We start from the raw sequence: 23,769 nt of genomic DNA, 5'->3' as shown, positions 1-23,769 counted from the left end.
ACAGCCCGTTGTGCACCCACCAGTCGTCGATCCGCTCGGTGAAGGTCGCGAAGGCACGTTCGGGCGTCGCGGGCACGCGCAGCGCGACCAGCACGCGGGAGGCGTCGGGTTCCCGGGCAGCCCCCGGAGCCGGCGTCATGCCTCCTCCGCGAGCAGGTCCTGGAACGCCGTGAGCTGCTGCGCCCAGCCGCGTTCGGCGGCCTCGAGCCAGCCGCGCAGCTCGGTCATCGGTGCCGATCGCAGGGTGTAGATCCGCACGCGGGCGTCGTGTGCGGGATGCTCCTCCGTCACCAGCCCGGAGGTGCGCAGCACCCGCAGGTGCTTGCTCAGGGTCGAGGGGCTGGCTCCCGTCTCCGCCGCAAGTTCCCCGGGCCGACGGGGCCGGTCCGCCAGGAGTTCCACCACGCGGCGGCGCACGGGATCGGACAGCGCCGCGAGGGTCGCGTCCAGCTGCGGCGCCGTCACGGCCAGTTCTTCGCCCGGATCGACGTACCGATCGCGGCCTCCGCCTCGGCCCTGCTGACGTCGCGGACGTGCTGTGCGAAGGTCCACACGTGGCCGTCGAGGTCGGCGGCGCGGTAGGTCCGGTCGCCGTAGAACTCGTCCTGCGGCTCCTGGACGATCGTCGCGCCGGCGGCGCGGGCGCGCGCGCAGTGCCCGTCGATGTCCTCGGCCAGCCCCACGTGCAGGGACTGGGTGTTCACTCCCCCGACGCTGGCGGGGCTGCGCGCCGAATCCGTCCACTCCGAGCCGATCATGATGCGGCCGCCGCCGCAGTCCATCTCGTAGTGCCCCATCGTAGGCTGGCCCGGCGGCGGGTCGATAGCCATCGTCGTCTCGAAACCGAACGCCCGCTCGAGCCATTCCAGGGCGGCGGGGGCGTCACGGTAGATCACTGCTGCTGCGAGGTTGTTTCCATCCATACCTCGCAATTATTTCCTATTTAGGAAAATAGTCAAGACCCGACGGCCACCCGATCGGGAGCCGTCCAGCGCGCCACCGCGGCCAGGACCGCCGCGGCCACGAGGACGCCGCCCGCGGTGAGGAACGCGGCGTCGTAGCCGTCGCCGAGCATCGGCGCGACCACGAGCGGGCCGAGGATCTGACCGATGCCGTACCCCGTGGTCAGCACTGCCGCCGAGCGTGGAACACCGATCCGCGCGCCCACTTCCATCGACAGCATCACCGCGCCGATGAAGGTCCCGCCGAACAGCACCGCGGACACCGCCGCGGACACCGGGCCGCGCACCAGCGCCGGCAGCACCGCCGAGACCACCTGCAGCAGAAGCGCGATCACCAACAGGGTCTCGGCGGACCGGTAGCGGCGCAGCCGCGCCCAGATCAGTGGCGAGACGGCGGCCGCGAGCCCGACGGTCACCCACGCCGCCGGCCCCTCCCACGGCCGCCCGCCCACCGCGACCGCGGCCACGAGGAACGTACCGAGCACGATGTAGCCGAGCCCCTCCAGGAAGTAGCTGATCCCGATCGCCCATCCGGCGATGCCGGGCCGGGGCGGGGCGGCACCGTCGGGCCGGGCGACGGTGCCGGGCCCGCCGGGCGGGAGCCGCCACGCGAACACCCCGAACACCGCGGTCGCCAGGGCGGACACCCACCAGAGCGCGCGCCACCCGACGACCTCGCCGAGCCCGACCACGAGCAGGCCCGATGCGGCGATCCCGACGCCCACACCGCAGAACGCGACGCCCGCCGCCGCGGTCCCGGCGACCGCCCCGGCGCAGTAGACGAACACGACCGCGCTGGCCAGGCCGGCGATCAGCCGCACCGCCGACCACAGCGGCACGTTCACCGAGAGCACCATCGCCACCTCGCTGGCCACGAGCGCGAGCAGCGAGGCCCGCAGCAACGCCGTGCTGCGTGCCAGGCGCGGCCAGATCGCGAGGGCGAACGCACCCAGGAAGTAGCCGAGGTAGTTGAACGTCGCGACGATCGCGGTGGAACCGGGCGACATGCCCGTCTGCTCCTGCATGAGCGGCAGGATCGGCGTATAGACGAACCGCCCCAGTCCCATCGCGGCCGCGAGACCGGCCAGGGCACCGAAACCGAGCTGCCGCGTATTCACTACGCCATTCTAACGAGTGGCCCGTTCGTGCTTCGCGGGCAGGAGCAGCGCGAGGGCGAACGCCGCCGCCACGAGGCCGGCGCTGACCAGCAGCGCGCTGCGGTAGCCCGGGAGGACGGCGGAGCCGTCGTTCAGCGCGGCCGACACCGTGACCAGGATCGCGAGCCCGAGGGCGCCGCCCACCTGCCGAAAGGTGTTGAGCACGCCCGAGACCATGCCCGCTGCGGAGGGCGCCACCGCCGCGGTCGCGACGTTCGGTAGCGGCAGGAAGACCATGCCGATGCCCACCGAGGTGACCAGCGACGGGATGAGCACCGCGGTGAGGAAGTCGCCGTCGGCGGGGAGCGGCGCGAAGAGCAGGAAGCCCACGGTCGCCAGGGCCGTGCCGATCGCGACCACGCGGCGGGCGCCGATCCTGGGCAGGAGGCGCGTCGCGATCTGCACGGCGACGATGATGCCGAAGGAGAAGGGCAGGAACATCAGCCCGGTCTTGGTGGCCGAATAGCCCAGTCCCATCTGCAGATACAGCGAGACGAAGTAGAAGGCGCCGAACTGCCCCGCGACCACGAAGGCGAACACCAGGCACGGGACCAGCACCGCGCGCCGGCCGAGGACGCGGAAGTCGACCAGCGGCACCGTCGTTCGCCGCTCGACCGCGACGAACGCCGCGAGCAGCACCGCGGACACCACGAACCAGCCGAGCGTCCGCGCGCTACCCCAGCCGTGGTCGGTGGCGGCCACGATCGCGTACGCGAGCACCGTCAGGCCCGCAGTGGCGAGCACGCCGCCCGCCCAGTCGGTACGACGGTCCGCCCCCGCCACGGGCCCGGGAGCCGCGTACGTGAGCGCGAGACCGAGTGCGGAGACCACGGCGCCGCAGGCGATGACGGTGCGCCAGCCGAACGCGTCGGTGAGCACGCCCGAGAGCACGACGCCGACCGCGCCGCCGACGGAGGCGCCGATCGCGATGGCGGCGAATCCCTTCGCGCGCTGCGCCGGTTCACGGAATGTGAGGGCGACCGACGTGATCGCGGCCGGCGCGATCGCCGCGGCGCCCACGCCCTGCAGCACGCGCACCGCGATCACCTGCCAGGGCTCGTGGCACAGGTACGCGCAGAGCGATGCGACCGTGAACACCGCGAAGCCGAAGCGCAACAGGGCGCGCGGCCCGAACCGGTCGGAGAGCCGGCCCGCGAGGAGCAGCAGCCCGCCGAAGACGATCGCGTAGGCATTGACCACCCACGACAGGCCCTGCGGACTGAAGTGCAGATCGTCGCGGATCGCCCGGAGCGCGACGTTGGTGACGGACGCGTCGAAGGCGACGAGGAACTGGGAGAGCGCGGCGAGGAGGAGCGCGGCCCGCACCGGAGTTTTTGTGTATCTAGTAACATAAATTGGAAGGGTAGCCTCAGTTCTGCGCGCCCACAAGACCTCTCCGACAGAATGTGGGCATGCGCCAGATCACGCCACGCCGCGGCCGCCCGCCCAGCATCACGCGGGAACGGATCGTCGAACGGGCTCTCGTCCGGCTCGACGAGGCCGGCGTCGACGGGCTCACCATGAAGGAACTCGCCGGAGACCTGGGCGTGACCACCATGGCGCTGTACCGGCACGTGGACGACAAGGAGAACCTGCTCGCGCTGGCGCTCGACGCGATCGCGGAGCCCTTCGCGGCGATCGCCTTCCCCGAGGAGCCGCGCGCCTGCATCCGGCTGGCGATGACCACCCTCTACGAGGCGCTCACGGCGCACCCGTGGGTGCCCGAGGCACTCATCCGGCCGCAGCGGATCGGCCGGGGCGCACTCCTGCTCACCGACGCCGTGATGGGCGCGACGTACGAGCTCACCGGCGACCGCGCCGCAGCGCTCTCGGCCTACCGCGCACTCTGGAGCCTGACGCTCGGGAGCGTGCTCTCCCACCTGCGTCAGCGGGCGGAGGGGACGCCGCTGACGCACGACCGCATGGACGAACTCGTCGGAACGATGCCGGGCGACGCGGTACCGAACCCGCGCGCGAGCGCGGACCTCGATGCGGAGCCCGCCACCGTCGACGACTTCGCCGCGAGCCTCGCAGCGCTGATGGCGGGCCTGTTCGGACCCGAGGGGCCCTGAGCCCTAGAACGGCTGATTCGCCGGCTTGTTCGCGAGCACGTGGACGTAGTAATCCCGCAGCCGCAGCTGCGACGCCGCGGCCTCGTCGATCACGACGGTGACGTGCGGATGGAACTGCAGCACCGACGCGGGGTTGATCGCGGCCACCGGCTCCTCGACGGTGGCCGCGATTGCCTCGGCCTTGCCCTCGCCGGTGGCGAGCAGCAGTAGGTGCTCCGCCTCGGAGATGGTGCCGAGGCCCTGGGTGAGCACGTGGATCGGCACCTCGTCGATCGAGGCGAAGAAGCGGGCGTTGTCCTCACGGGTCTGCGTCGTCAGGGTCTTGATCCGGGTGCGCGAGGCCAGCGACGAGACGGGCTCGTTGAAGCCGATGTGCCCGTCGGTGCCGATGCCCAGCAACTGCACGTCCACACCGCCCGCGGCCTTGATCGCATCCTCGTAGCGCTTCGCCTCGGCCGCGATGTCGGCGGCCGTGCCGTCGGGGCCCTCGACCTTGGCGTCGGGGATGTCGACGTGCGAGGTGAACTCCTTGCGGATCACCTCGCGGTAGCTCTCGGGGTGCCCTTCGGCAGCCCCACGTACTCGTCGAGGTTGAACGAGACGCAGTCCTTGAAGCTCAGACCCTCGTCGCGGTGGCGGCGGATGAGCTCGGAGTACGTGGCGAGCGGGGTGGAACCGGTCGCCAGCCCGAGCACGGCGGGACCACGGCGCACGTGGTCGGCCACGATGTCGGCGGCGGTGACGGCAACGTCGGCGGGAGTCGGGCGGATCACGATTTCCATGCGGCCATCCTAGAGTGTATTCACCTCGAGTATCCGCAGATCAGCAAAACTGGTCATAACCAAAATCAGGCGTTCCGTGCGCGACCCCGGAGACCGCCGATGAGCAGCATCAGGCCCGGCCCGCCCACCAGGAGCGCGAAGCCGAAGGCGCCGAAGATCCCGCCCAGCAGGCGCGGCATGTCGGGTCGCTTCCCGAGCACGACCTCCGTGTATCCCGGCGTCGGCGGGCACGTCGCCGCGACCGTGCCGGCGCCCGTGTCGAAGACGCGCAGCACCATCCGGTTCTCCACCGTGACACCCCCGGACACCTCACGCAACGGGATCGGCGCACCATCGGGTCCGGTCAGCACGCACGACGGTGCGCCCTCCTTGGTCCGCGTCGCGGCGAGGACCGCGTACTCGGCACCGGCCGGCAGTTCGACTACGTGCGGCGCACCGTCGAGCGGGATCGACTGCGCGTCGAGCCGGAATTGCGGCAGCGTGAGCGTGAGGACCAGCAGGATCGGAACCACGACGGCCGCGAGGAGCAGTGCGGCGCCGGCGCGGAGCTTCGTCGTGGAGTTCACGCCCTCGACACTAGGGCCGGAAAGCCCGATTCGCGGCGGTTCGCGGCCCCGCATTAATGCACGTCACAGTACCCCCGGCGCGGGTGATGCGCGCCGCATCCGGTTGCTTAGGTTGTATGTTGCAACTACGGTTTCCGGCATGACAGCCACGCTTCGCCGGAACCGCGCGGGAGCATCGTCGGACGGCCTCCTCATCGCCGTCCTGTGCCTCGGCGGCCTCCTGGCCTCCCTCATGCAATCGCTGGTGGTGCCCCTCGTGGGGCAACTGCCGCACCTCCTCGACACCACCTCGGACAACGCGTCCTGGGTGATCACCTCGACCCTGCTCGCCTCCTCGGTGGCGATGCCCATCGCCGGCCGCCTCGGCGACATGTACGGCAAGCGCCTGATCCTGCTCACCAGCCTGCTGAGCCTGATCGCGGGCTCGCTGATCTGCGCGCTCTCGCACACGCTCCTGCTCACGGTGGTCGGCCGCTCGTTCCAGGGATTCGCCATGGGCCTCGTGCCCGTGGGCATCTCGCTCATGCGCGACGAGTTGCACGCCCGCAAGATCCCCGGCGCCGTCGCGCTCATGTCGGCGATGCTCAGCGTGGGCGGTGCGATCGGAATCCCGTTCGGCGCCTACATCTCGGAGCACTTCGACTACCACACCCTGTTCTGGTTCTCGCTCGCGCTGGGCATCGTCACCCTCGGCCTGGTGTACGTGGTGGTCCCGGAATCGCCGACCCTCAGCCCCGGGAGGTTCGACGTGGTGGGCACGCTCGGCCTCACCGTCGGCCTGGTGTCCGTGCTGTTGTCGATCACCAAGGGGCAGAGCTGGGGCTGGACCTCGGCGGCCACGATCGGCTGCGCGATCGGCGGAGTCCTCGTGCTGCTCGCGTGGGGATGGTGGGAGTTGCGTACCCGCGATTCCCTGGTGGACCTGCGGATCTCGGCGCGCCGGCCGATCCTGCTGACGAACCTCGCCTCGATCATGGTCGGCTTCGCGATGTTCTCGCTCATGCTGACGATGCCGCAGCTGCTGCAGATCCCCGAGACCACCGACTACGGCCTCGGCCTGACGATGCTGGGCGCCGGCCTCTGGATGGTGCCCGGCGGCCTGGTGATGATGGCCCTCTCCCCGTCTCCGCGTTGCTGACCAAGCGGATCGGCGCGCGCATCACACTCGCGATCGGCGCCGCGATGTCGGCGATCGGCTACTTCGCGCTGCTCGGCCTGACCGACGCGACGTGGAAGATGTCGCTGGGCTCGATGATCGTGTTCGGCGGTGTGGGCGTGGCCTATTCGGCGATGCCCGCGCTGATCATGGCGAACATACCGGAGACCGAATCCGCCGCCGCGAACGGCCTGAACTCGCTCATGCGGTCCATGGGCACCGCCGTGGCCTCCGCCGTGATGGCCACGGTGCTCACCCGCACCACCATCACGCTGGGCGCGGGCACGCCGCGCGCCGTCGAGCTGCCCGCGGAGTCGGCGTTCACCGGCTCGTTCGTGATCGCCGGCGTCGTCGCCGCGGTGGCCGCCGTGGTGGCCCTGGCGATTCCCCGGGCCCGGGCCGCGAACACCGGAACCGCTACTGCGGAAGGTCTTCCGGGAACTCTGGCAGTAGGTGCTCGAACGGCTTGAGGTTCCACAGCGGTTCGCCGCGGGAGACGCGCCAGTCGAACTCGCGGCGGATCGCGGTGGAGAAGCCGAGCTCGAGCAGGGTGTTGAAGTCGCCGTCGGCGGCTTCGAGCACCTGGCCCAGGATCCGGTCCAACTCGTCCTCGGTGAGTTCGGCGAACCTCCCGGTGAGGTAGATGTCGCCGGCCTTGTCCAGCGTGTAGGCCACCCCGTAGAGGCGCCGGTTGCGCTGCAGCAGATAGCGGTACACGCCCTCGAAGTTCTCGTCGACGTGCCGGCACACGAACGCCTCCACCCGGGCCCCGTGCACGCCCAGCGTGAGCAGCGTGGTGGTCTTGAGCTTCTTCTCGCCGGGCAGCTCGATCACGAAATGCGCGACGTCCTTGCCGGACTCGGACTTCCGCGTGAACTCCAGCTCCCGCTCGGCGAGCGCCGCCTCCACCCCGTCGGGCGTCAACGTCGACCCGGCCTCGTTCGTCATACCCGCACTCCCGTCCTGCGGCGACGACGGCGCACCGTCCGGGCCGCATCGTCGCGCGCCGCGATGGCGCGTCCATAACTGCGCAACAGTCCGTCCGCCGTGCCCGCCCACGAGAACTGCGCGGCGTGTGCCGCGGCACCGTCGGAAAGGCGCTGCCGCAGGGCGGGATCCGCGGTGATCTCGTCGAGGACGGCGGTCCACCGGACCTCGTCGTGGCCGTCCACGAGACGACCGGAGGCACCGTCGGCCACGGCGACCGAGAGGCCGCCCACGTTGGCCGCGACCACCGGCGTGCCGCAGGCCTGCGCCTCGACGGCGACGAGCCCGAAGGACTCCGAATAGCTGGGAACCACAACGAGATCCGACGCGCGGTAGACCTCGGCCAGCCCGGCCGGAGGGCGGGGCGGCGAGAAGGTGACGGCGTGCTCGATGCCGAGCTCGCGGGCGAGCGCGATCAGCGCGTCCGGACGCTCGAGCCCCGTGCCCGACGGCCCGCCGACCACGAGCAGCCGGATGCGGCGCTCGGGGTGCGCATGGATGAGCGGGGCAGCGGCGCGGAGTAGGAGATCGGGCGCCTTGTGCGGCTGGATGCGCCCGACGAAGGTGAGGACCAGCTCGTCGGGCGCGATACCGAGCTCGGCGCGGGCGGCGGCCCCGTCCCCGGGCGTGTAGGTGTTCAGGTCGGCGCCGGGGTAGACGACGTCGATGCGGCCGGGCGGCACGTCGTGGATCCGGGCGAGCTGGCCGGCCTCGACCTCGGTGTTGACGATGAGCCGGTCGGCCTCGTCGGAGACCTGCTGCTCGCCGATGAGCCTGGCCTGCGGCTCCGCGGTGTCGCCGATCGCGAGGGCGTCGTTCTTCACCGCGGCGAGGGTGTGCGCGGTGTGCACCAGTGGCACGCCCCAGCGGTCGCGAGCGAGCCAGCCCACCTGGCCGGAGAGCCAGTAGTGCGAGTGGATCAGATCGAAGTAGCCGGGTTCCTCGCGGGCCTCGGCGCGCTGCACGCCAGCCGCGAACGCGCACAGCTGCGCCGGGAGATCCGTCTTGTCCAGGCCTTCGAAGGGGCCCGCGACCACGTTGCGCACCCGGATGCCCGGCGCGGCCTCCACGATCGGCCGGTCCGACGAGGAGGTGGCGCGGGTGAAGATCTCGACCTCGATGCCGCGCTTCGCGAGCTCGAGGGAGGTCTGCCAGATGTAGACGTTCATCCCGCCGGCGTCACCCGTCCCGGGCTGGGCCAGCGGCGACGTGTGCACCGACAGCACCGCGATCCGGCGCGGCACGGGGGCCACGGACTTCCCAGTAGGCACGTCGTCCAGCTTAACCCCGGCCGATCAGCGCGCTAGTTCGAGGAGTTCGCGGGCACTGCGGGCGGGGTCGACGACGAAGGGCGTGCCCGCCGCCGTCCCACCAGGACAGGGTCGCGTTCGGCAGGATCCGCGCGTGGTGCTCCGCGGTCGACGGTGCCACCACCTCGTCGTCCCGGCCGTGCTGGACCAGGACGGGGAACGTCCAGGCCGCGAGATCACCGTCGTGGTCGACGGTGCGCCGGAACAGGCCGCCCCGGACGGCCGGGGGCGTGGACAGCGCGATGCCGAACTGCTGCTGGGCGACGGGGCCGAGCGCGTCCTGGTCGAACCCGTGCGGAAGCATCCGCAGTTTGGCCAGGGCGGTGATGGCCTTGCCGGGGTGCGCGGACAGCGCGGCGGGGAGCGCGGCGTTCATGGACTCACCGGTGACGCCGCCGGGGAACGGGCCGGCCTCCTTCGAGCCGCCGATGGACGTGATGGCGCCGATGAGGCCGACGGCCCGGACCCCGTCCGTGCCGTGGGTCGCGAGGTGGTCGGCGATGATGAGGCCGCCGTAGCTCCAGCCGACCAGGATCACCTCCTGCAGGCCCAGGTCGCGGCGCACGACGGCGAGGTCGTCGGCGAAGCACTCGCTCGAGTACGGATGATCGGACACCGGCACCGAGCTGCGCCCGTGGCCGCGGTTGTCCACGGCCACCACGCGGTGTCCGGCGGCGGTGAGCGCGTCGATCAGCGGCGCACCCCACGAGTCCGAGCTGGCGGACCAGCCGTGGACGAGCAGGAACGCCGGCTTCGCCGGTGCCGCATCGCCGGCGCCCGCCGCCGGGTGGTCGGCGTAGAAGATCTCCGTGCCGTCGTTCGAGACGGCCAATCCCACTGATCGAGTCACGGACTCGACAGTAGCGTCACGACTCCCGCGCGAAGTCGAGTCGGCTGCGCAAGTAGTCACGCATGCTGATCATCGCGTCGCCGACTCCCGCTCCATCCCACTGTTCCCGCGGCGACCATGGCAGCCGCGGAACAGTTGAGCACCGCGGGAGGACGCGCGGGAACCAGTCAGCGCCGCGGGAACAGTTGAGCACCGCGGGAGGACGCGTGGGAACCACTCGACGCCGTGGGAGAAGAGCGGACGAACTCCCGGAATTAATCGGACTACAGTCCGGTTGATGATAGTGTCAGCGTCACCAGCCAATCGAGGAGGACGACATGCCCGCCGTCACCGCAGACACTCTCACCCTGCCCCGCATCGCAGCGGCGGCACCGTCGGAGACCGAACGACCGGTCCGGAAGATCACGACCGGGCCCCGGGGCCACGAGGGCGAGGGATTCCCCGTGGTCCGCGCCTTCGCCGGCGTCCACCCGCGCGACCTCGACCCGTTCGTCCACATGGACCAGATGGGCGAGGTCGAGTACGAGCCCGGCGAGCCCAAGGGCACGAGTTGGCACCCGCACCGCGGCTTCGAGACCGTGACGTACATGATCGACGGCCTGTTCCAGCACCAGGACAGCCACGGCGGCGGCGGACTCATCACCGACGGCGCCACCCAGTGGATGACCGCCGGCTCCGGGATCCTGCACATCGAGACCCCGCCCGCGGAGCTCGTCGAATCGGGCGGCACCTTCCACGGCATCCAGCTGTGGGTGAACCTCCCCAAGTCGGAGAAGTTCACGACGCCCGCGTACCAGAACCTCGAGGGCAGCCAGACCACGCTCGTCACCACACAGGACGGCGGCGCGCTGATCCGCATCGTCGCGGGCGAGGTCGACGGGCACGCCGGCCCCGGCTCCACCCGCACGCCGATCAACTTCGTGCACGCGACCATCACGCCCGGCGCCGAGGCATCGCTGCCGTGGAACCGGGACTTCAACGCGCTGGTCTACGTGCTGAGCGGCAAGGGCACCGTCGGGCCCGTGGGGCACCCGATCCACCAGGGCCAGCTCGCGCAGCTCGGCCCCGGCGACCGGATCACGGTGGCCGCCGACGAGTCGCAGGACTCGAACCGGCCCGCGATGGAGGTGCTGATCCTCGGCGGCCGGCCGATCCGCGAGCCCGTCGCGCAGTACGGCCCGTTCGTGATGAACACCAAGGCCGAGCTCGTGCAGGCACTGGAGGACTACAACGCCGGAAAGTTCGGCGTGATCCCGCCCGACGCCCTCATGCCGCACGTCGTGCGCTGAGCCCCGGCACGACCGGGCCGCGCGTCAGGCGATCCGGGCGCGCAGCACCGGCAGCGCCAGCTCCGCCCAGGCCACGTTCTCCCGCTCGAAGGACAACCCGCGCAGCAGCGTCAGATACGGGCCGCCGAGGTGACGGTCGGCGAGGAGTTCGTCGCGGCCGCGGTCTCCGAGCCAGGTGCGCTCGATCCGCTCGTAGTAGGTGAGCTTCGCGGCGGACGCGTCGCGGTGCGCGCGCACGGCCGCGCACACCGCGGCGGGGTCGCCCACCTCGACGGCCTGCACCTGCACCATCAGCTCGTCGCGGATCGCCGTCGCCCGCGGGGTGGTCGCGGTGAACTCGGCGAGCTCGGCGCAGCCGGCGTCGGCGAGCCGGAAGACACGCTTGTTCGGCCGCTTCTCCTGCTCGACGATCCGCGCGACGATGGCCCCGTCGGACTCCATCCGGTCCAGCTCCCGATAGAGCTGCTGCGGCGTGGCCACCCAGAAGTTGGCACGGGCACCGTCGAACTCCTTGGACAGGTCGTACCCCGACGCCTCCCCCAGCACGAGAAGGGTGGATTCGATCGCGTGCCGCAGCGCCATACCTTCCATTCTAGTCAATTAGTTGCCTATAATCGCCTGCACCTACTCAACTAATTTACTAGGAGTTGCCATGCGTGAGTTCCGTGCCGCCGTCGAGGCCCGCGATGCCGAGGCTTTCGACGGCCTGCTGGCCGACGACGTGACGTTCACCAGCCCGGTGGCCTTCAAGCCCTACGAGGGCCGGCACATCACCGCGGCGATCCTGCGCGGCGTACTGCGCGTCTTCGACGACTTCCGCTACGTGCGCGAGATCAACGACGACGACGACCACGCCCTGGTCTTCGAGGCCGCGGTCGGCGGCAAGAAGATCACCGGATGCGACTTCATCCACGTGAACGCCGACGGCAAGATCGACGACTTCATGGTGATGGTGCGCCCGCTGTCCGCGGCGCAGGCACTCTCCGAGGCGATGGGCGCGCAGTTCCCGTCGATCGTCGAGGACGCCACCGCCGCCGCGGAGGCCGAAGCGCAGGGCGAGGCAGGAGACGGATCGAAGGGCTAGGCGCGGGCTGAGCGCACCGTCCGACCCGGTCCGCGCGATTGGCGCGGGACGCCTCCCCGCGCTATTCTTGGGAACGGTTTTCATTTCCGTTCTGTAAGGAGCAGTCGTGCGCATCCGCAACCGTCTCGCCGGGGCCGTGGCCGGCACCGTCGTCGCCACCCTGGCGCTCACCGCTTGCGGCCCGGCGTCGTCGGACACCGACGGTAAGCCCGCGGTCGTGGCCTCGACCGACGTCTACGGCGCGATCGCGACGGCGGTCGCCGGCGACGACGCGACGGTGACCTCCCTGTTCGCGAACCCCACCGGCGATCCGCACGAGTTCGAGCCCTCGGCCCAGGACACGCTGAAGATCAAGCAGGCGTCCGTGCTGGTGTTCAACGGCGGCCACTACGACGCATACATGGAGAAGGCCGCCGATGGCGCCGCCGCCGCGAAGGTCGACGCCGTGGGCCTGCAGGACCCCAAGGGCGAGAACGAGCACGTCTTCTACGACCTACCCACCATGCAGAAGGTCGCGACCGCCGTCGCGCACGCCCTCGGCGAGAAGGACGCCGAGCACCGCGCCGGGTACGAGAACCGGGCCAAGGAGTTCGGCACGAAGCTCGACGGCGTGATCAGCCGGGCGCGCGGGATCGGCCAGGCCAACCCCGGCGCCAAGGTCGCCGCCACCGAGCCCGTCGCCGGCTACCTGCTGGCCCTCGCGGGCCTCACCGACGCCGCGCCGCCGCGCTACACCGCCGCGATCGAGTCCGGCACCGACCCGGCCCCCGCCGACATCGCGGCCGCGAACGCGCTGGTCACCGGCAAGCAGGTGCGCGCGGTCGTCCTGAACTCGCAGACCGAGAACCCCGTCACCACGGCGCTCGCCGCGACCGCCGAGGCCGCCCGGGTGCCCGTGGTCGAGGTCACCGAGTCGCTGCCCGAGGGCGTCGACGACTACGTCGCCTGGCAGTCGGACAACATCACGCGACTCACCGACGCGCTCAAGCCGCGCCCGTGAGCGGACAGTCGGACGGCGCACCGTCGGGCGGCGGACCGGTCATCAGCCTGCGCGACGCGGCCCTGCGCTACGCCGACCGCACTCTGTGGGACGGCCTGGATCTCGACATCGCACCCGGCGAGTTCGTGGCCGTGCTCGGCCCCAACGGCGCCGGCAAGACGTCGCTACTGCGGGTGCTGCTAGGGCAGGCCGAGCTCTCGTCCGGCACCGCGCAGGTCCGCGGCCGGATCGGCTACATCCCCCAGCAGCGGGCCCTCGACGGTGCTGTGCCCCTGCGCGGGCGCGACCTGGTGGGCCTCGGGTTCGACGGTGCCTCCTGGGGCCTGGGCCTGCGAGGCCGGGCGGCCCGGCGGCGAGCCGTCGACACGGCGCTGCGCCAGGTGGATGCCGAGCCGTTCGCGGACGCGCCCGTCGGCTCGCTGTCCGGCGGCGAGCAGCAGCGGCTGCGCGTGGCGCAGGCCCTGGCATCGGACCCGACGATCCTGCTGTGCGACGAGCCACTGCTCTCGCTCGACCCCGGCCACCAGCAGCTGGCGGTCTCGCTGATCGAACGGCGCCGCCGCGAGCACGAGACCGCGGTACTCTTCGTGACCCACGAGATCAACCCCGTGCTCCCCTACTGCGACCGCGTGCTCTACCTGGTGGACGGCCGGTTCGAGGTGGGCCCGACCGCCGAGGTGATGACGTCGGAGCGGCTGACCCGGCTGTACCGCACGCCGGTCGACGTGCTGCACGTACGCGACCGGCTCGTCGTCGTGGGAGGAGAGTAGATGGACCACCTGCGCGAACTGACGAACTTCTCACTCACCTGGGAACTGCTGCAGCAGCCGTTCATCCAGCAGGCGCTGCTCGCCGCGGCGCTGCTCGGGGTACTCGCGGGCATCATGGGCCCCCTGATCGTGTCGCGGCAGATGGCGTTCAGCGTGCACGGCACCTCCGAGCTCTCGCTCACCGGCGCCGCGTTCGCGCTGCTCGTCGGATTCAACGTGGGCGCCGGCGCGCTGCTCGGCGCACTGGTGGCGGGGCTACTGTTCGGTCTGCTCGGCGTGTACGCGCGCGAACGCGACTCGGTGATCGCCGTGATCATGGCGTTCGGGCTGGGCCTGTCGGTGCTGTTCCTGGCGCTCTACCCCGGCCGGCAGGGCACCGCGTTCGCTCTGCTCACGGGCCAGGTGGTGGCCGTCGGGCTCGACGGCGTGAAGCTCATGGCGATCACCACGGTCGTAGTGCTGGGGATCCTCGCGCTCATCTACCGGCCGCTGCTGTTCCTCTCGACCGACCCGGACGTGGCCGCCGCGCACGGGGTGCCCGTGAAGGCGCTGTCGGTGGTGTTCGCGATGCTCGTCGGTGCCGCGGCCGCGCAGGGCGTGCAGATCGTGGGCGCGCTGCTGGTGATGAGCCTGCTGATCACGCCCGCGGCCGCCGCCGCTCGGGTCACCAGCTCCCCCGGCAGGGCGACGCTGCTCTCGCTGACGTTCGCGCTGGTCTCCGCCGTCGGCGGCATCATCGTCTCGCTCGCCCCGGCGCTGCCGGTGTCGGTGTTCGTCACGTCCATCTCGTTCGCGATCTACATGGTGTGCCGCCTGCTCGGGCAGCGCGGGCGCCGCGGCACCGTCGCCCCCGTCGAGGAGTCGCACGACTGCCGGCACGCGCTACCGTCGAAGGCGTGAGAGTCGACCTGAACGCCGATTGCGGCGAGTCGTACGGCGCGTGGCGCCTCGGCGACGACGCGGCGCTGCTGCGGGTGGTGACGTCCGCGAACATCGCGTGCGGCTTCCATGCCGGCGACCCGACCATGCTGCGTCAGACGTGCGCGGCCGCTGTGGAGAACGGCGTCGCGGTCGGCGCCCAGGTCGGGTACGCCGACCTGCGCGGCTTCGGGCGGCGCGCGATCGACGTCCCGGCGGAGGACCTCACCTCCGACGTGATCTACCAGATCGGCGCGTTGCAGGCGATCGCCCGGAGTGTGGGCGGCACCGTCGAATACGTGAAACCGCACGGCGCGCTGTACAACCGGATCGTCACCGACGAGGCGCAGGCACAGGCCGTCGTCGACGGCGTGCGCGCGTGCGACCCCGCCCTGCCCGTCCTGGGGCTGCCCGGCTCGGCCTTCCTGGCGTACGCGGAGGCGGCGGGGCTGCGCGGGGTGCGGGAGGCGTTCGCCGACCGCGCCTACCTGCCCGACGGTGCGCTCGTCCCCCGCTCGCAGCCCGGCGCGGTACTGCACGACCCCGACGAGATCGCCGCACGCGTGCTGCGGATGGTGGTGGACGGCACCGTCGAAGCGATCGACGGCACCGAGGTGCGCGTGGCGCCCGAATCCGTATGCGTGCACGGCGACAATCCCGCCGCCGTCGCCGTGGCCGAACGCCTGCGCGCCGTGCTCGACGTCGCCGGCGTCGTACGGCCGTTCACCCGCTGAGACGGCGGCGGGTCACTCCGCGTCGGAGAAGCGCACGGGCGCCGTGGCGACGAGACGTACACAGTGCGCGACCAGCTCGGCCCGCGCCACGTCGAGACGGCCGGACAGGTACTCGGTGAAGATCGCCGTCAGCGCCCCGACGAGCCCGACGGCCACGAGTCGTCTCGTGTTCTCGCCCACGTCGCCGGGCAGTGCGGCCGCCACCACGGCGAAGAAGTCCGGCAACCTGCTGAGACCGCGCTCGGACAGCGCCGCCTCCCGGTACGGCGCGAGCAACAGCACGCGCCCGGCTCGCGGGTTGTCGATCACCAACTCCACGAACGCGGCGACGGCGGCGGCCGCGATCTCGGCGGGATCCGTGGCGTCCGTGGTCTCGCGGACCGCGCCGACGAGCGCCTCCCTCGCCCGGTCGGTCACGTCGTCGAACACGGCGCGCGCGAACGCGTCCCGGGTGCCGAACGCCTCGTAGAAGTAGCGCTCGGTGATCCCCGTCGACCGGCACACGGTGCGCACCGAGAGCGCGCTCCGGTCCCCGCTGCCCAGGAGATCGACCCCGGCGTCGAGCATCGCCCGGCGCCGGTGCTCCTGCCGTTCCTCCAGCGACGTCACCCGATCAGACTAACGGGCAACCGTTATCGTTAGCGCGAAACTCTGAGGTCAGCGGACGCGGCTCACCGCCGTCGCTGCCGCGCGAACTCCGCCAGCACCACGCCGGCCGCGACGGACGCGTTCAGCGATTCGACCGACGACGCGATCGGGATCGACAGGATCGAATCGCAGTTCTCGCGGACCAGCCGCGACAGGCCCTTGCCCTCGCTGCCCACGACCACGACCACGCCGGTGTCGGCGCGGTAGTCGTCCAGGGCCACGTCGCCGCCCGCGTCGAGCCCCACGATCTGGAGGCCCGCCGCCGCGTAGTCGGCGAGCGTGCGGTTGAGGTTCGGCGCCTGCGCGACGGGCAGGCGCGCCGCGGCGCCCGCGGACGTGCGCCAGGTGACGGCGGTGACGGCGGCGGACCGTCGGCCCGGGATGACCACGCCGTGCCCGCCGAACGCGGCGGTCGAGCGGATCACCGCGCCGAGGTTGCGGGGGTCGGTGATGTTGTCGAGAGCGACGATGAGCGGCGCCTCGCCGCGGTCCTGCGCGCGGGCGAGCAGGTCGTCGGGGTGGGCGTAGGTGTACGGCGGCACCTGCAGTGCGATGCCCTGGTGCAGGCCGTTGTCGCTCATCCGGTCCAGTTCGCCGCGCTGCACCTCGAGGATCGCGATGCCCTTGTCCGCGGCGATCTGCACCGACTCGGTGAGCCGCTCGTCGTTCTGCGAGCCGACTGCCACGTAGAGGGCCGTCGCGGGAACACCCGCCCGGAGGCACTCGACGACGGGGTTGCGGCCGAGCACGTACTCGGGACCGTCCTCCGGCGCGCGGCCCGCCACCTTCGACGGGCGGCGCTGCGGATTGGCCGCCGCCTTCGCCGCGGCCCGGGCCTTCTTGTGCGCGGGGTGGTACGGGCGGTCCTTGGCGGCGGGCGTCGCGCCGCGCCCCTCGAGCCCGCGGCGCCGGACGCCGCCCGAGCCCTGGACCTGTCCCTTCTTGGTGCCCGCCTTGCGGACCGCGCCGCGGCGCTGCGAATTGCCTGCCATCAGTCCGACTCCTACTTGTTCGTCTTCAGGGTCCATGCGGAGCCGTCGGCCCCGTCGGTCACCTCGATGCCCGCGGCGTGCAGCCGGTCCCGCGACGCGTCGGCCTCCGTCCAGTTCTTCTCCGCGCGGGCGGCGGCCCGCCGCTCGAGTTCGGCCTGCACCAGCACGCCGAGGGCGTCCATGGCCTGACCGTCGCCGGCGTTCTCCGTCACCCAGTGCGGGTCCAGCGGATCGACGCCGAGGATCGCCGTCATGGCCCGCACCGCGCCCGCGAGCCGACGCGCCTCGTCGAGATCGCCCGACTCAAGCGCCGCGTTCCCGGCCCGTACCGCGCCGTGTACCTCCGCCAGCGCCGACGGTACGCCGAGATCGTCGTCGAGCGCGACGGCGAAGCCCTCGGTCCAGTCGCCGAGCTCCACCTCCCCCGCCCGTTCGACGGTGCGCCGCACGAACGCCTCGATCCGCCCGTACGCCGTGACTGCCTCCTGCAGCGCGCCGGCCGAGTACTCCTGCATCGACCGGTAGTGCGCCGAGCCCAGGTAGTAGCGCAGCTCGACGGCACGCACCTGGGTGAGCAGGTTGGGGATCGAGACGACGTTGCCGAGCGACTTGCTCATCTTCTCGCCCGACATGGTGACCCAGCCGTTGTGCAGCCAGTAGTTCGCGAACCCGTCTCCCGCGCCGTGCGCCTGGGCGATCTCGTTCTCGTGGTGCGGGAAGATCAGGTCGATGCCGCCGCAGTGAATGTCGAACTGCGCGCCCAGGTAGCTCGTCGCCATCGCCGAGCATTCGAGGTGCCAGCCCGGTCGGCCGTCGCCCCACGGCGACGGCCAGCTGGGCTCGCCCGGCTTCGCGGCCTTCCACAGCGTGAAGTCCAGCGGATCGCGCTTGCCGGTGGCCGCCGACTCGCCCTGGTGCACGTCGTCGACCTTCTGCCGACTCAGCTCGCCGTAGGTCGGGAGGGAGCGGACGTCGAAGTAGACGTCGCCCCCGGCCGCGTACGCGTGCCCGCGCTCGATCATCCGCTCCATGTAGGTGACCATCTGGGTGATGAAGCCCGTGGCCCGCGGCTCCGCCGACGGGGGCAGCACGCCGAGCGCGTCGTAGGCGCGGGTGAACTCGCGCTCGTGCGTCGCGGCCCATTCCCACCACGGGCGGCCCGCGTCGGCTGCCTTGCGGAGGATCTTGTCGTCGATGTCGGTCACGTTGCGTACGAAGGCCACGTCCAGGCCCTTCGCGAGCAGCCAGCGGCGCAGCACGTCGAAGGCGACCCCGCTGCGGATGTGGCCGATGTGGGGAACGCCCTGAACCGTCGCGCCGCAGAGGTAGATGCCCGCCTTCCCGTCCACGAGGGGCACGAAGTCACGGACCTCGCGGGTCAGGGAGTCGTAAAGGCGCAGCGTCACGCCGATTGATTCTACGGTGCCGTGCATCCCCGACCGGCACACGAGCTACTTCTCAGTCACCTCGACAGATAGGTAGGATCATTCGGTGCCTGATCGCGACGTCTCCGAGGTGACCCGCGGCACCGTCATGGGCATCGGCGCGTACCTGCTGTGGGGGCTGTTCCCGCTCTATTTCGATGCGCTCTCACCCACCGGTTCGTGGGAGATCCTGGCCCACCGGATCTTGTGGACGCTCCTGCTGTGCGCCGTGATCCTGCTGGTCATGCGGGATTTCGCGTGGATCCGGGCGGTACTGCGCCGGCCGCGGTTGTTGGCCGGGGTGACGATCGCCGCGCTGCTCATCTCGACCAATTGGATCGTCTACATCGTGGCGGTCACGTCGGGGCACACGTCGGACGCGGCGCTCGGCTACTTCCTCAACCCGCTGGTGACGGTCGCTCTCGGCGTCGTCGTTCTCCGCGAGCGGCTGCGGCCGCTGCAGTGGATCGCCGTCGGCATCGGCGTCCTCGCGTTCGTCTACCTGGCCGTGGCGGCCGGTCGGTTCCCCGTGAGCGCGCTGGCGCTCGCCTTCTCGTTCGGGCTGTACGGACTCGTCAAGAACAAGGTCGGCGCGCACCTGACCGCCGTGCAGGGACTGACCCTGGAGACCGCAGTGCTCGCGCCGATCGCCGCGGCCGTGCTCGGGGGCATCGCGGCGTGGGGCGGCGGTCTCGACTTCGCCCGCCACGGCGCCGGCCACGCCGCGCTGCTGGCGTTCGCCGGCGTCGCCACCGCGGTACCGCTGCTGCTGTTCGCCGCGGCGGCACGGCGAATCCCGCTCGTGACGGTCGGGCTGATCCAGTTCGCAACACCGATCATGCAGTTGCTCTGCGCGGTCCTGTTCCTGGGCGAGCACGTTTCGCCGGCGCGGTGGATCGGCTTCGGCATCGTCTGGGTCGCGCTGATCCTGCTCACGGCTGATACCGCGGTGACGCTGCGTCGCGCGCGGGCCGGGCAGCTCACGGCCTAACCCCGCGGCTCCACGCCTGCGGTTCGTGTGTTTCTGGGGGCAGCCCGCGTTGTCGCGCCCGCTGACGGAGGGGCATGCGTGTCGCGCATAGCAGGCCGTTGCAGAAATAGCCCTGACCTGCAGTTGTTACACCTATGCTCGCTACGCATAGCTCGTGACGTCGACACACGGCCCGCCCCGGCGAGCGCCCGTGAGCTGCCGTCCCGAGGGTCAGCCCGCGGCGTAGACCAGCGCCGTGGCCACGGCGGCCACGCCCTCGCCGCGGCCGGTGAGGCCGAGGCCGTCGGTGGTGGTGGCGGAGACGGACACGGGCGCCCCGAGCAGCTCGCTCAGCACCGCGACGGCCTCCTCCCGCCGCGGCCCGACCTTGGGACGGTTCCCGATCAGCTGCACCGCGGCGTTCCCGACCGTGAAACCGGCCTCGGACAGCAGTGAGCGCACGTGGGTGAGCATCGACGCCCCGGTGATCCCCACGTTGTCCGCGCGCCCCACCCCGAAGACGGTGCCCAGGTCGCCGAGCCCGCCGGCGGAGAGCAGCGCATCGCACAGCGCGTGCACCGCGACGTCGCCGTCGGAGTGCCCGGAACAACCGTCACCGTCGAACTCGAGACCGAGCATCCAGCAGGGCCGACCCGGCTCGATCGGGTGGACGTCGGTGCCGATGCCGACGCGGGGAATGATCATTTCTGCTCCTGCGCAAGAACTTCCGCGACCCGCAGGTCGAAGGCTGTGGTGATCTTCATCGCCAGCGGATCGCCCGGCACGGTGACGACGGTGCCGCCGGCCCGCTCGACGAGCCCGGCGTCGTCGGTGGCGAGCGCGCCGGGCGCCGCGTCGTAGGCGCCGCACAGAGCCGCAGCGGTGAATCCCTGGGGCGTCTGCACGGCGCGCAGGTCCGTCCGGTCGACGGTGGCGACCACGGCACCGTCGGGCGAGACACGCTTGACGGTGTCCGCCACCGGGAGCACCGGGATCACGGCGGACGCGCCGTCCCGGAGCGCGGAGACCACCCGCGCGATCATCGGTGCCGGAGTGAGCGGCCGCGCCGCGTCGTGCACGAGCACCAGTTCCGCCGCTCCGCGCCCGGCGGCCGCGGCGGTGAGCCCGGCCCGCACCGAATCGGTGCGCTCCGCCCCGCCGACCACGACGTGCGCCTGCGGGACCAGCGCCCGGGCATCGTCGAGCATGTCCGGCGGGACCATGACGATCACCTCGTCGACCACCGAAGATGCGAGAAGACCGCCCACTGCCCAGGAGAGCAGTGGACGGCCTTGAAGCTTCACGAACGCCTTGGGGATGTTCATCCCCAGGCGCGTCCCCTGCCCGGCGGCAGGGACCAGCGCGACGACCGTCAGGACGCCGCCGCCAGCACCTCGTCCAGCAGGGACTCCGCCTTCTGGTCGTCGGTGGACTCGGCGAGCGCCAGCTCACCGACCAGGATCTGACGGGCCTTGGTGAGCATGCGCTTCTCGCCGGCGGACAGGCCGCGGTCCTGCTCGCGCCGCCACAGGTCGCGGACGACCTCGGCCACCTTGTTCACATCGCCCGAAGCGAGCTTCTCGAGGTTCGCCTTGTACCGGCGCGACCAGTTCGTGGGCTCCTCGGTGTGCGGCGCGCGCAGCACCTGGAAGACCTTGTCCAGGCCCTCCTGGCCGACCACGTCACGAACACCGACCACCTCGGCGTTCTCAGCGGGAACCTTGACCGTCAGATCACCCTGTGCGACCTTGAGCACCAAATACTCGCGCTCACGTCCACCGATGGTCTTGATCTCGATAGCTTCGATCAGTGCGGCACCGTGATGGGGGTAGACAACGGTGTCTCCGACCTTGAAAATCATCTGATCCTTGCCCCTTTCGATATGACCAGGATAACACCGGTCGATTCCGCGGGTTCAGCCGCGCCGATCACCCGCTTCCGGCTCGACCGCCACCCGCCTCCGGCCCGACGGCACACCGCAACACGTCTTCTACTACGCTGCGTGGTGACATACTCAGCCTTGTCCGCACGCGGGTGTCGCCGCGCACGGGAGGAAACTGGAGGAACCGTGGCCGCACGCACCGTCTCGACCCGCCGCACCGCGACCGGCATCGCGGGAGCCCTGCTCGCCGCCGGCGCCCTGCTGTCCGTCTCCGCCTGCGGCGCGGGCCAGATCTCGCAGACCGCCAACCAGGTGGCGGCCGTCAACGGCGCCAATCAGACCTTCGTCGATCAGCAGATCGCGATCAGCGACGTGCACGTCCTGTTCCCGGTCACCGGCGGCCAGGGCAAGCTCGCGTTCGTCGTCTCCAACCTGAACCCCAAGACCGGCGACAAGCTCAAGGCGATCACCCTCGAGAACAACGTTTCGGCCACCATCAGCGGCGACACCACCCTCGCCCCCGGCGGTTCGCTGTACGGCGCCGCCCCGGCCGGCAGCAGCGACGCTTCCGGCGTCACCCGGCTGAAGGTCACGGTCCCGGTCGACGGCACGTGGCGCCCGGGCCTGACCAAGCAGGTCTGGTTCCACCTCGAGCGCGCCGGTTCCCTCAAACTGGACGTGCCCCTCGACGCGGGCGCCGGCGCGGCGTCCGCCGTCGGCATCACCCCGGCCGCCGGTGACCACGCCGCCGGCGAGCACGGCACCGGCGGCGGCCACTAACCGCACGCCGCCCCTCCGGTAGTCATGGCGAAAGCCAAGGTGCAGTACACCTGCACCGAATGCGGTCACACCGTGCCCAAATGGGTCGGCCGCTGCCCCTCGTGCGGCGCCTGGTCGACGATGGAGGAGGCCTCCCCGGGCGGCCCGGCGCATCTGGCCCGGCGTCGAACGTCGGCCTCGTCCTGCCGTCGAGCCCGGCCGTCCCGATCACGCGGATCGACCCGAACTCCACGCGGGCGCTGCCCGTCGGCATCGGCGAACTGGACCGGGTGCTGGGCGGCGGCATCGTCCCCGGATCGGTGATCCTGCTGGCCGGCGAGCCCGGCGTGGGAAAGTCGACGCTGCTGCTCGAGGTCGTGCACCGCTGGGCCACGACGGGCCGCGGCACGTCGCTGTACGTCACGGGCGAGGAGTCCGCCGGGCAGGTGCGGCTGCGCGCCGAGCGCACCGGCGCGCTCTCGGACCACCTGTACCTCGCCGCCGAGTCCGACCTCGGGACGGTGCTCGGCCACGTCGAGCAGATCTCCCCGACCCTCATGGTGGTCGACTCTGTGCAGACCCTTTCCGCCTCGGGCGTCGACGGTGTCCACGGCGGCGTCACGCAGGTCCGCGCCATCACGGCGACGCTCACGTCGCTCGCGAAGGCCTCCGGCATCGCCGTCGTGCTCGTCGGCCACGTCACCAAGGACGGGGCGGTGGCCGGCCCGCGCTCGCTGGAGCACCTCGTGGACGTGGTGCTCAGTTTCGAGGGCGACAAGCACTCCACCCTGCGCATGGTGCGCGGCGTCAAGAACCGGTTCGGCGCCTCGGACGAGGTGGGCTGCTTCGAGCAGCGCGAGTCGGGCATCGCCGAGGTCACGGACCCGTCGGGCCTGTTCCTGCACCACCGCGACGAGGCCGTCCCCGGGACCGCGGTCACCGTCGGCCTCGACGGTAAGCGGCCCATGCTCGGCGAGCTCCGGCGCTCGTGACGCCGACCCCACTCCCCCAGCCCCGACGGGCGGTGTCGGGCCTCGACTCGGCGCGCGTGGCGATGATCCTCGCCGTGCTCGCCCGCTACGGCGGGCTCGCCAATCTGCCGCAGAAGGACGTCTACGCGGCCACCGTCGGCGGGATGAAGATCACGGAACCGTCCGCCGATCTGGCGCTGGCGCTGGCGATCGCGTCCGGCGACGTCGACAGGGCGCTCCGCCCGCACACCGTCGTCCTGGGCGAGGTGGGCCTGGCCGGGGAAGTACGCCGGGTGACGGGGCTCGAGCGCCGGCTCGCCGAGGCCCACAGGCTGGGGTTCACCCACGCGATCGTGCCCCCGACCTCGGAGAAGCTCCGCGTCGGCGACATGCGGATCGCGCAGACCGCGACCGTCGCCGACGCGCTGCGCCTCGCGCGGCTCGGTGGCCGATCCGTCACCGCGGCGGCGGAGTGAGCCACGCGGG

At 71.5% G+C, this 23,769-nt stretch carries 26 protein-coding genes and 2 pseudogenes; 12 read left to right on the top strand and 16 right to left on the bottom strand.

Features of this window, described 5'->3' with window-relative positions; all coding sequences use genetic code 11:
- Positions 1–135: 135 nt before the first annotated feature.
- From MTP03_RS02425 to MTP03_RS02410, 4 genes are read right to left on the bottom strand one after another with little or no spacing between them, the layout of a single operon-like run.
- Positions 136–465: a helix-turn-helix transcriptional regulator gene (locus MTP03_RS02425; RefSeq protein WP_248490486.1), complete on the bottom strand. Its 330-nt coding sequence runs from the start codon at positions 463–465 to the stop codon at positions 136–138.
- Complete coding sequence (locus tag MTP03_RS02420; RefSeq protein WP_248490483.1) at positions 462–923, bottom strand: VOC family protein; 462 nt, start codon at positions 921–923, stop codon at positions 462–464. The genes MTP03_RS02425 and MTP03_RS02420 overlap by 4 nt, the downstream gene beginning before the upstream one ends.
- A 32-nt stretch (positions 924–955) precedes the next feature.
- Complete coding sequence (locus MTP03_RS02415) at positions 956–2,080, bottom strand: YbfB/YjiJ family MFS transporter (RefSeq protein ID WP_248490482.1); 1,125 nt, start codon at positions 2,078–2,080, stop codon at positions 956–958.
- A 9-nt stretch (positions 2,081–2,089) separates the two neighbouring features.
- On the bottom strand, positions 2,090–3,445 hold the full coding sequence (locus tag MTP03_RS02410) for an MFS transporter (protein WP_248490481.1): 1,356 nt from the start codon (positions 3,443–3,445) through the stop codon (positions 2,090–2,092).
- An 86-nt stretch (positions 3,446–3,531) separates the two neighbouring features.
- Between MTP03_RS02410 and MTP03_RS02405 the strand changes: the two genes are divergently transcribed.
- Positions 3,532–4,191: a TetR/AcrR family transcriptional regulator gene (locus MTP03_RS02405; RefSeq protein WP_248490480.1), complete on the top strand. Its 660-nt coding sequence runs from the start codon at positions 3,532–3,534 to the stop codon at positions 4,189–4,191.
- 3 nt (positions 4,192–4,194) lie between these two features.
- Here the strand turns inward: MTP03_RS02405 and nagB are convergent.
- Together nagB and MTP03_RS02395 are read right to left on the bottom strand one after the other, a co-directional pair.
- Positions 4,195–4,973 (bottom strand): annotated as a pseudogene (nagB, locus tag MTP03_RS02400) (glucosamine-6-phosphate deaminase).
- Positions 4,974–5,038: 65 nt separating this feature from the next.
- The gene (locus tag MTP03_RS02395) at positions 5,039–5,539 is read right to left on the bottom strand and encodes a hypothetical protein (RefSeq protein WP_248490479.1); all 501 of its coding nucleotides are present in this window, start codon (positions 5,537–5,539) and stop codon (positions 5,039–5,041) included.
- Positions 5,540–5,678: 139 nt separating this feature from the next.
- Here MTP03_RS02395 and MTP03_RS02390 point away from each other — a divergent pair, with 139 nt between their 5' ends.
- Together MTP03_RS02390 and MTP03_RS02385 are read left to right on the top strand one after the other, a co-directional pair.
- A complete protein-coding gene (locus tag MTP03_RS02390; protein ID WP_248490477.1) occupies positions 5,679–6,677 on the top strand; it encodes an MFS transporter in 999 nt (332 codons plus the stop codon).
- Positions 6,671–7,165: an MFS transporter gene (locus tag MTP03_RS02385; RefSeq protein WP_248490476.1), complete on the top strand. Its 495-nt coding sequence runs from the start codon at positions 6,671–6,673 to the stop codon at positions 7,163–7,165. Before MTP03_RS02390 ends, MTP03_RS02385 begins: the two co-directional genes overlap by 7 nt.
- Here MTP03_RS02385 and MTP03_RS02380 read toward each other — a convergent pair.
- The 3 genes from MTP03_RS02380 to MTP03_RS02370 are packed head-to-tail and all read right to left on the bottom strand — an operon-like array spanning position 7,113 to position 9,842.
- On the bottom strand, positions 7,113–7,643 hold the full coding sequence (locus tag MTP03_RS02380) for a YbjN domain-containing protein (RefSeq protein ID WP_248490474.1): 531 nt from the start codon (positions 7,641–7,643) through the stop codon (positions 7,113–7,115). The genes MTP03_RS02385 and MTP03_RS02380 overlap by 53 nt on opposite strands.
- Entirely contained in the window at positions 7,640–8,953 is a 1,314-nt protein-coding gene (gene mshA, locus MTP03_RS02375) for a D-inositol-3-phosphate glycosyltransferase (protein WP_248490473.1), read from the bottom strand. The genes MTP03_RS02380 and mshA overlap by 4 nt, the downstream gene beginning before the upstream one ends.
- Before the next feature lie 10 nt (positions 8,954–8,963).
- Entirely contained in the window at positions 8,964–9,842 is an 879-nt protein-coding gene (locus MTP03_RS02370; protein ID WP_248490472.1) for an alpha/beta fold hydrolase, read from the bottom strand.
- Between the two features lie 317 nt (positions 9,843–10,159).
- On the opposite strand from MTP03_RS02370, the gene MTP03_RS02365 reads away from it, so the two are divergent.
- Positions 10,160–11,131, top strand: a complete 972-nt coding sequence (locus MTP03_RS02365) for a pirin family protein (RefSeq protein WP_248490471.1) — start codon at positions 10,160–10,162, stop codon at positions 11,129–11,131.
- A 24-nt stretch (positions 11,132–11,155) separates the two neighbouring features.
- On the opposite strand, the gene MTP03_RS02360 is transcribed toward MTP03_RS02365, so the two are convergent.
- A complete protein-coding gene (locus MTP03_RS02360; protein ID WP_248490470.1) occupies positions 11,156–11,713 on the bottom strand; it encodes a PadR family transcriptional regulator in 558 nt (185 codons plus the stop codon).
- Between the two features lie 70 nt (positions 11,714–11,783).
- Between MTP03_RS02360 and MTP03_RS02355 the strand changes: the two genes are divergently transcribed.
- The 5 genes from MTP03_RS02355 (at position 11,784) to MTP03_RS02335 (ending at position 15,637) form a co-directional block, all read left to right on the top strand.
- Complete coding sequence (locus MTP03_RS02355; protein ID WP_248490467.1) at positions 11,784–12,215, top strand: nuclear transport factor 2 family protein; 432 nt, start codon at positions 11,784–11,786, stop codon at positions 12,213–12,215.
- A 106-nt stretch (positions 12,216–12,321) separates the two neighbouring features.
- A complete protein-coding gene (locus MTP03_RS02350) occupies positions 12,322–13,215 on the top strand; it encodes a metal ABC transporter solute-binding protein, Zn/Mn family (protein ID WP_248490462.1) in 894 nt (297 codons plus the stop codon).
- Complete coding sequence (locus tag MTP03_RS02345) at positions 13,212–13,985, top strand: metal ABC transporter ATP-binding protein (RefSeq protein ID WP_248490457.1); 774 nt, start codon at positions 13,212–13,214, stop codon at positions 13,983–13,985. Before MTP03_RS02350 ends, MTP03_RS02345 begins: the two co-directional genes overlap by 4 nt.
- On the top strand, positions 13,986–14,885 hold the full coding sequence (locus MTP03_RS02340; protein ID WP_248490453.1) for a metal ABC transporter permease: 900 nt from the start codon (positions 13,986–13,988) through the stop codon (positions 14,883–14,885). It abuts the gene before it with no gap.
- A complete protein-coding gene (locus MTP03_RS02335; protein WP_248490452.1) occupies positions 14,882–15,637 on the top strand; it encodes a LamB/YcsF family protein in 756 nt (251 codons plus the stop codon). Before MTP03_RS02340 ends, MTP03_RS02335 begins: the two co-directional genes overlap by 4 nt.
- Positions 15,638–15,649: 12 nt before the next feature.
- Here the strand turns inward: MTP03_RS02335 and MTP03_RS02330 are convergent, their stop codons facing one another.
- The 3 genes from MTP03_RS02330 to cysS all read right to left on the bottom strand — a co-directional run bounded on the left by MTP03_RS02330 (position 15,650) and on the right by cysS (position 18,683).
- Positions 15,650–16,246, bottom strand: coding sequence for a TetR/AcrR family transcriptional regulator (locus MTP03_RS02330; RefSeq protein WP_371820858.1), 597 nt, complete (start codon positions 16,244–16,246; stop codon positions 15,650–15,652).
- 62 nt (positions 16,247–16,308) lie between these two features.
- Positions 16,309–17,277, bottom strand: coding sequence for a 23S rRNA (guanosine(2251)-2'-O)-methyltransferase RlmB (rlmB, locus tag MTP03_RS02325; RefSeq protein WP_248490451.1), 969 nt, complete (start codon positions 17,275–17,277; stop codon positions 16,309–16,311).
- Positions 17,278–17,288: 11 nt separating this feature from the next.
- A complete protein-coding gene (gene cysS / locus MTP03_RS02320) occupies positions 17,289–18,683 on the bottom strand; it encodes a cysteine--tRNA ligase (RefSeq protein WP_248490445.1) in 1,395 nt (464 codons plus the stop codon).
- Positions 18,684–18,768: 85 nt separating this feature from the next.
- Between cysS and rarD the strand changes: the two genes are divergently transcribed.
- Positions 18,769–19,692, top strand: a complete 924-nt coding sequence (rarD, locus tag MTP03_RS02315; RefSeq protein WP_248490444.1) for an EamA family transporter RarD — start codon at positions 18,769–18,771, stop codon at positions 19,690–19,692.
- 210 nt (positions 19,693–19,902) lie between these two features.
- On the opposite strand, the gene ispF is transcribed toward rarD, so the two are convergent.
- The 3 genes from ispF to MTP03_RS02300 are packed head-to-tail and all read right to left on the bottom strand — an operon-like array spanning position 19,903 to position 21,532.
- Positions 19,903–20,376, bottom strand: coding sequence for a 2-C-methyl-D-erythritol 2,4-cyclodiphosphate synthase (gene ispF, locus MTP03_RS02310; RefSeq protein ID WP_248490442.1), 474 nt, complete (start codon positions 20,374–20,376; stop codon positions 19,903–19,905).
- Positions 20,373–20,996: a 2-C-methyl-D-erythritol 4-phosphate cytidylyltransferase gene (gene ispD / locus MTP03_RS02305; RefSeq protein ID WP_248490437.1), complete on the bottom strand. Its 624-nt coding sequence runs from the start codon at positions 20,994–20,996 to the stop codon at positions 20,373–20,375. The genes ispF and ispD overlap by 4 nt, the downstream gene beginning before the upstream one ends.
- 47 nt (positions 20,997–21,043) lie before the next feature.
- Positions 21,044–21,532 carry a CarD family transcriptional regulator gene (locus MTP03_RS02300; protein WP_068527521.1) on the bottom strand — a complete coding sequence of 163 codons (489 nt, stop codon included), beginning with the start codon at positions 21,530–21,532 and terminating at the stop codon, positions 21,044–21,046.
- 207 nt (positions 21,533–21,739) lie between these two features.
- Between MTP03_RS02300 and MTP03_RS02295 the strand changes: the two genes are divergently transcribed.
- Together MTP03_RS02295 and radA are read left to right on the top strand one after the other, a co-directional pair.
- Positions 21,740–22,333, top strand: a complete 594-nt coding sequence (locus MTP03_RS02295) for a hypothetical protein (protein ID WP_248490435.1) — start codon at positions 21,740–21,742, stop codon at positions 22,331–22,333.
- Between the two features lie 24 nt (positions 22,334–22,357).
- Positions 22,358–23,759, top strand: a pseudogene (gene radA, locus MTP03_RS02290) (DNA repair protein RadA).
- Positions 23,760–23,769: the final 10 nt, after the last annotated feature.

Source organism: Tsukamurella sp. PLM1, from assembly GCF_023168325.1.
GTDB lineage: Bacteria > Actinomycetota > Actinomycetes > Mycobacteriales > Mycobacteriaceae > Tsukamurella.
The sequence above is the reverse complement of the archived record's forward strand: the minus strand, read 5'-3'. Positions and strand labels throughout refer to the sequence as shown.

Bases quoted from the DNA above. Each gene is read 5' to 3' on its own strand.
- MTP03_RS02355 (WP_248490467.1), top strand. From the start codon at position 11,784: ATGCGTGAGTTCCGTGCCGCCGTCGAGGCCCGCGATGCCGAGGCTTTC.
- MTP03_RS02380 (WP_248490474.1), bottom strand. From the start codon at position 7,643: ATGACGAACGAGGCCGGGTCGACGTTGACGCCCGACGGGGTGGAGGCG.
- MTP03_RS02360 (WP_248490470.1), bottom strand. From the start codon at position 11,713: ATGGCGCTGCGGCACGCGATCGAATCCACCCTTCTCGTGCTGGGGGAG.
- MTP03_RS02405 (WP_248490480.1), top strand. From the start codon at position 3,532: ATGCGCCAGATCACGCCACGCCGCGGCCGCCCGCCCAGCATCACGCGG.
- MTP03_RS02340 (WP_248490453.1), top strand. From the start codon at position 13,986: ATGGACCACCTGCGCGAACTGACGAACTTCTCACTCACCTGGGAACTG.
- MTP03_RS02390 (WP_248490477.1), top strand. From the start codon at position 5,679: ATGACAGCCACGCTTCGCCGGAACCGCGCGGGAGCATCGTCGGACGGC.
- ispF (WP_248490442.1), bottom strand. From the start codon at position 20,376: ATGATCATTCCCCGCGTCGGCATCGGCACCGACGTCCACCCGATCGAG.
- MTP03_RS02420 (WP_248490483.1), bottom strand. From the start codon at position 923: ATGGATGGAAACAACCTCGCAGCAGCAGTGATCTACCGTGACGCCCCC.
- MTP03_RS02300 (WP_068527521.1), bottom strand. From the start codon at position 21,532: ATGATTTTCAAGGTCGGAGACACCGTTGTCTACCCCCATCACGGTGCC.
- MTP03_RS02365 (WP_248490471.1), top strand. From the start codon at position 10,160: ATGCCCGCCGTCACCGCAGACACTCTCACCCTGCCCCGCATCGCAGCG.
- rlmB (WP_248490451.1), bottom strand. From the start codon at position 17,277: ATGGCAGGCAATTCGCAGCGCCGCGGCGCGGTCCGCAAGGCGGGCACC.
- ispD (WP_248490437.1), bottom strand. From the start codon at position 20,996: ATGAACATCCCCAAGGCGTTCGTGAAGCTTCAAGGCCGTCCACTGCTC.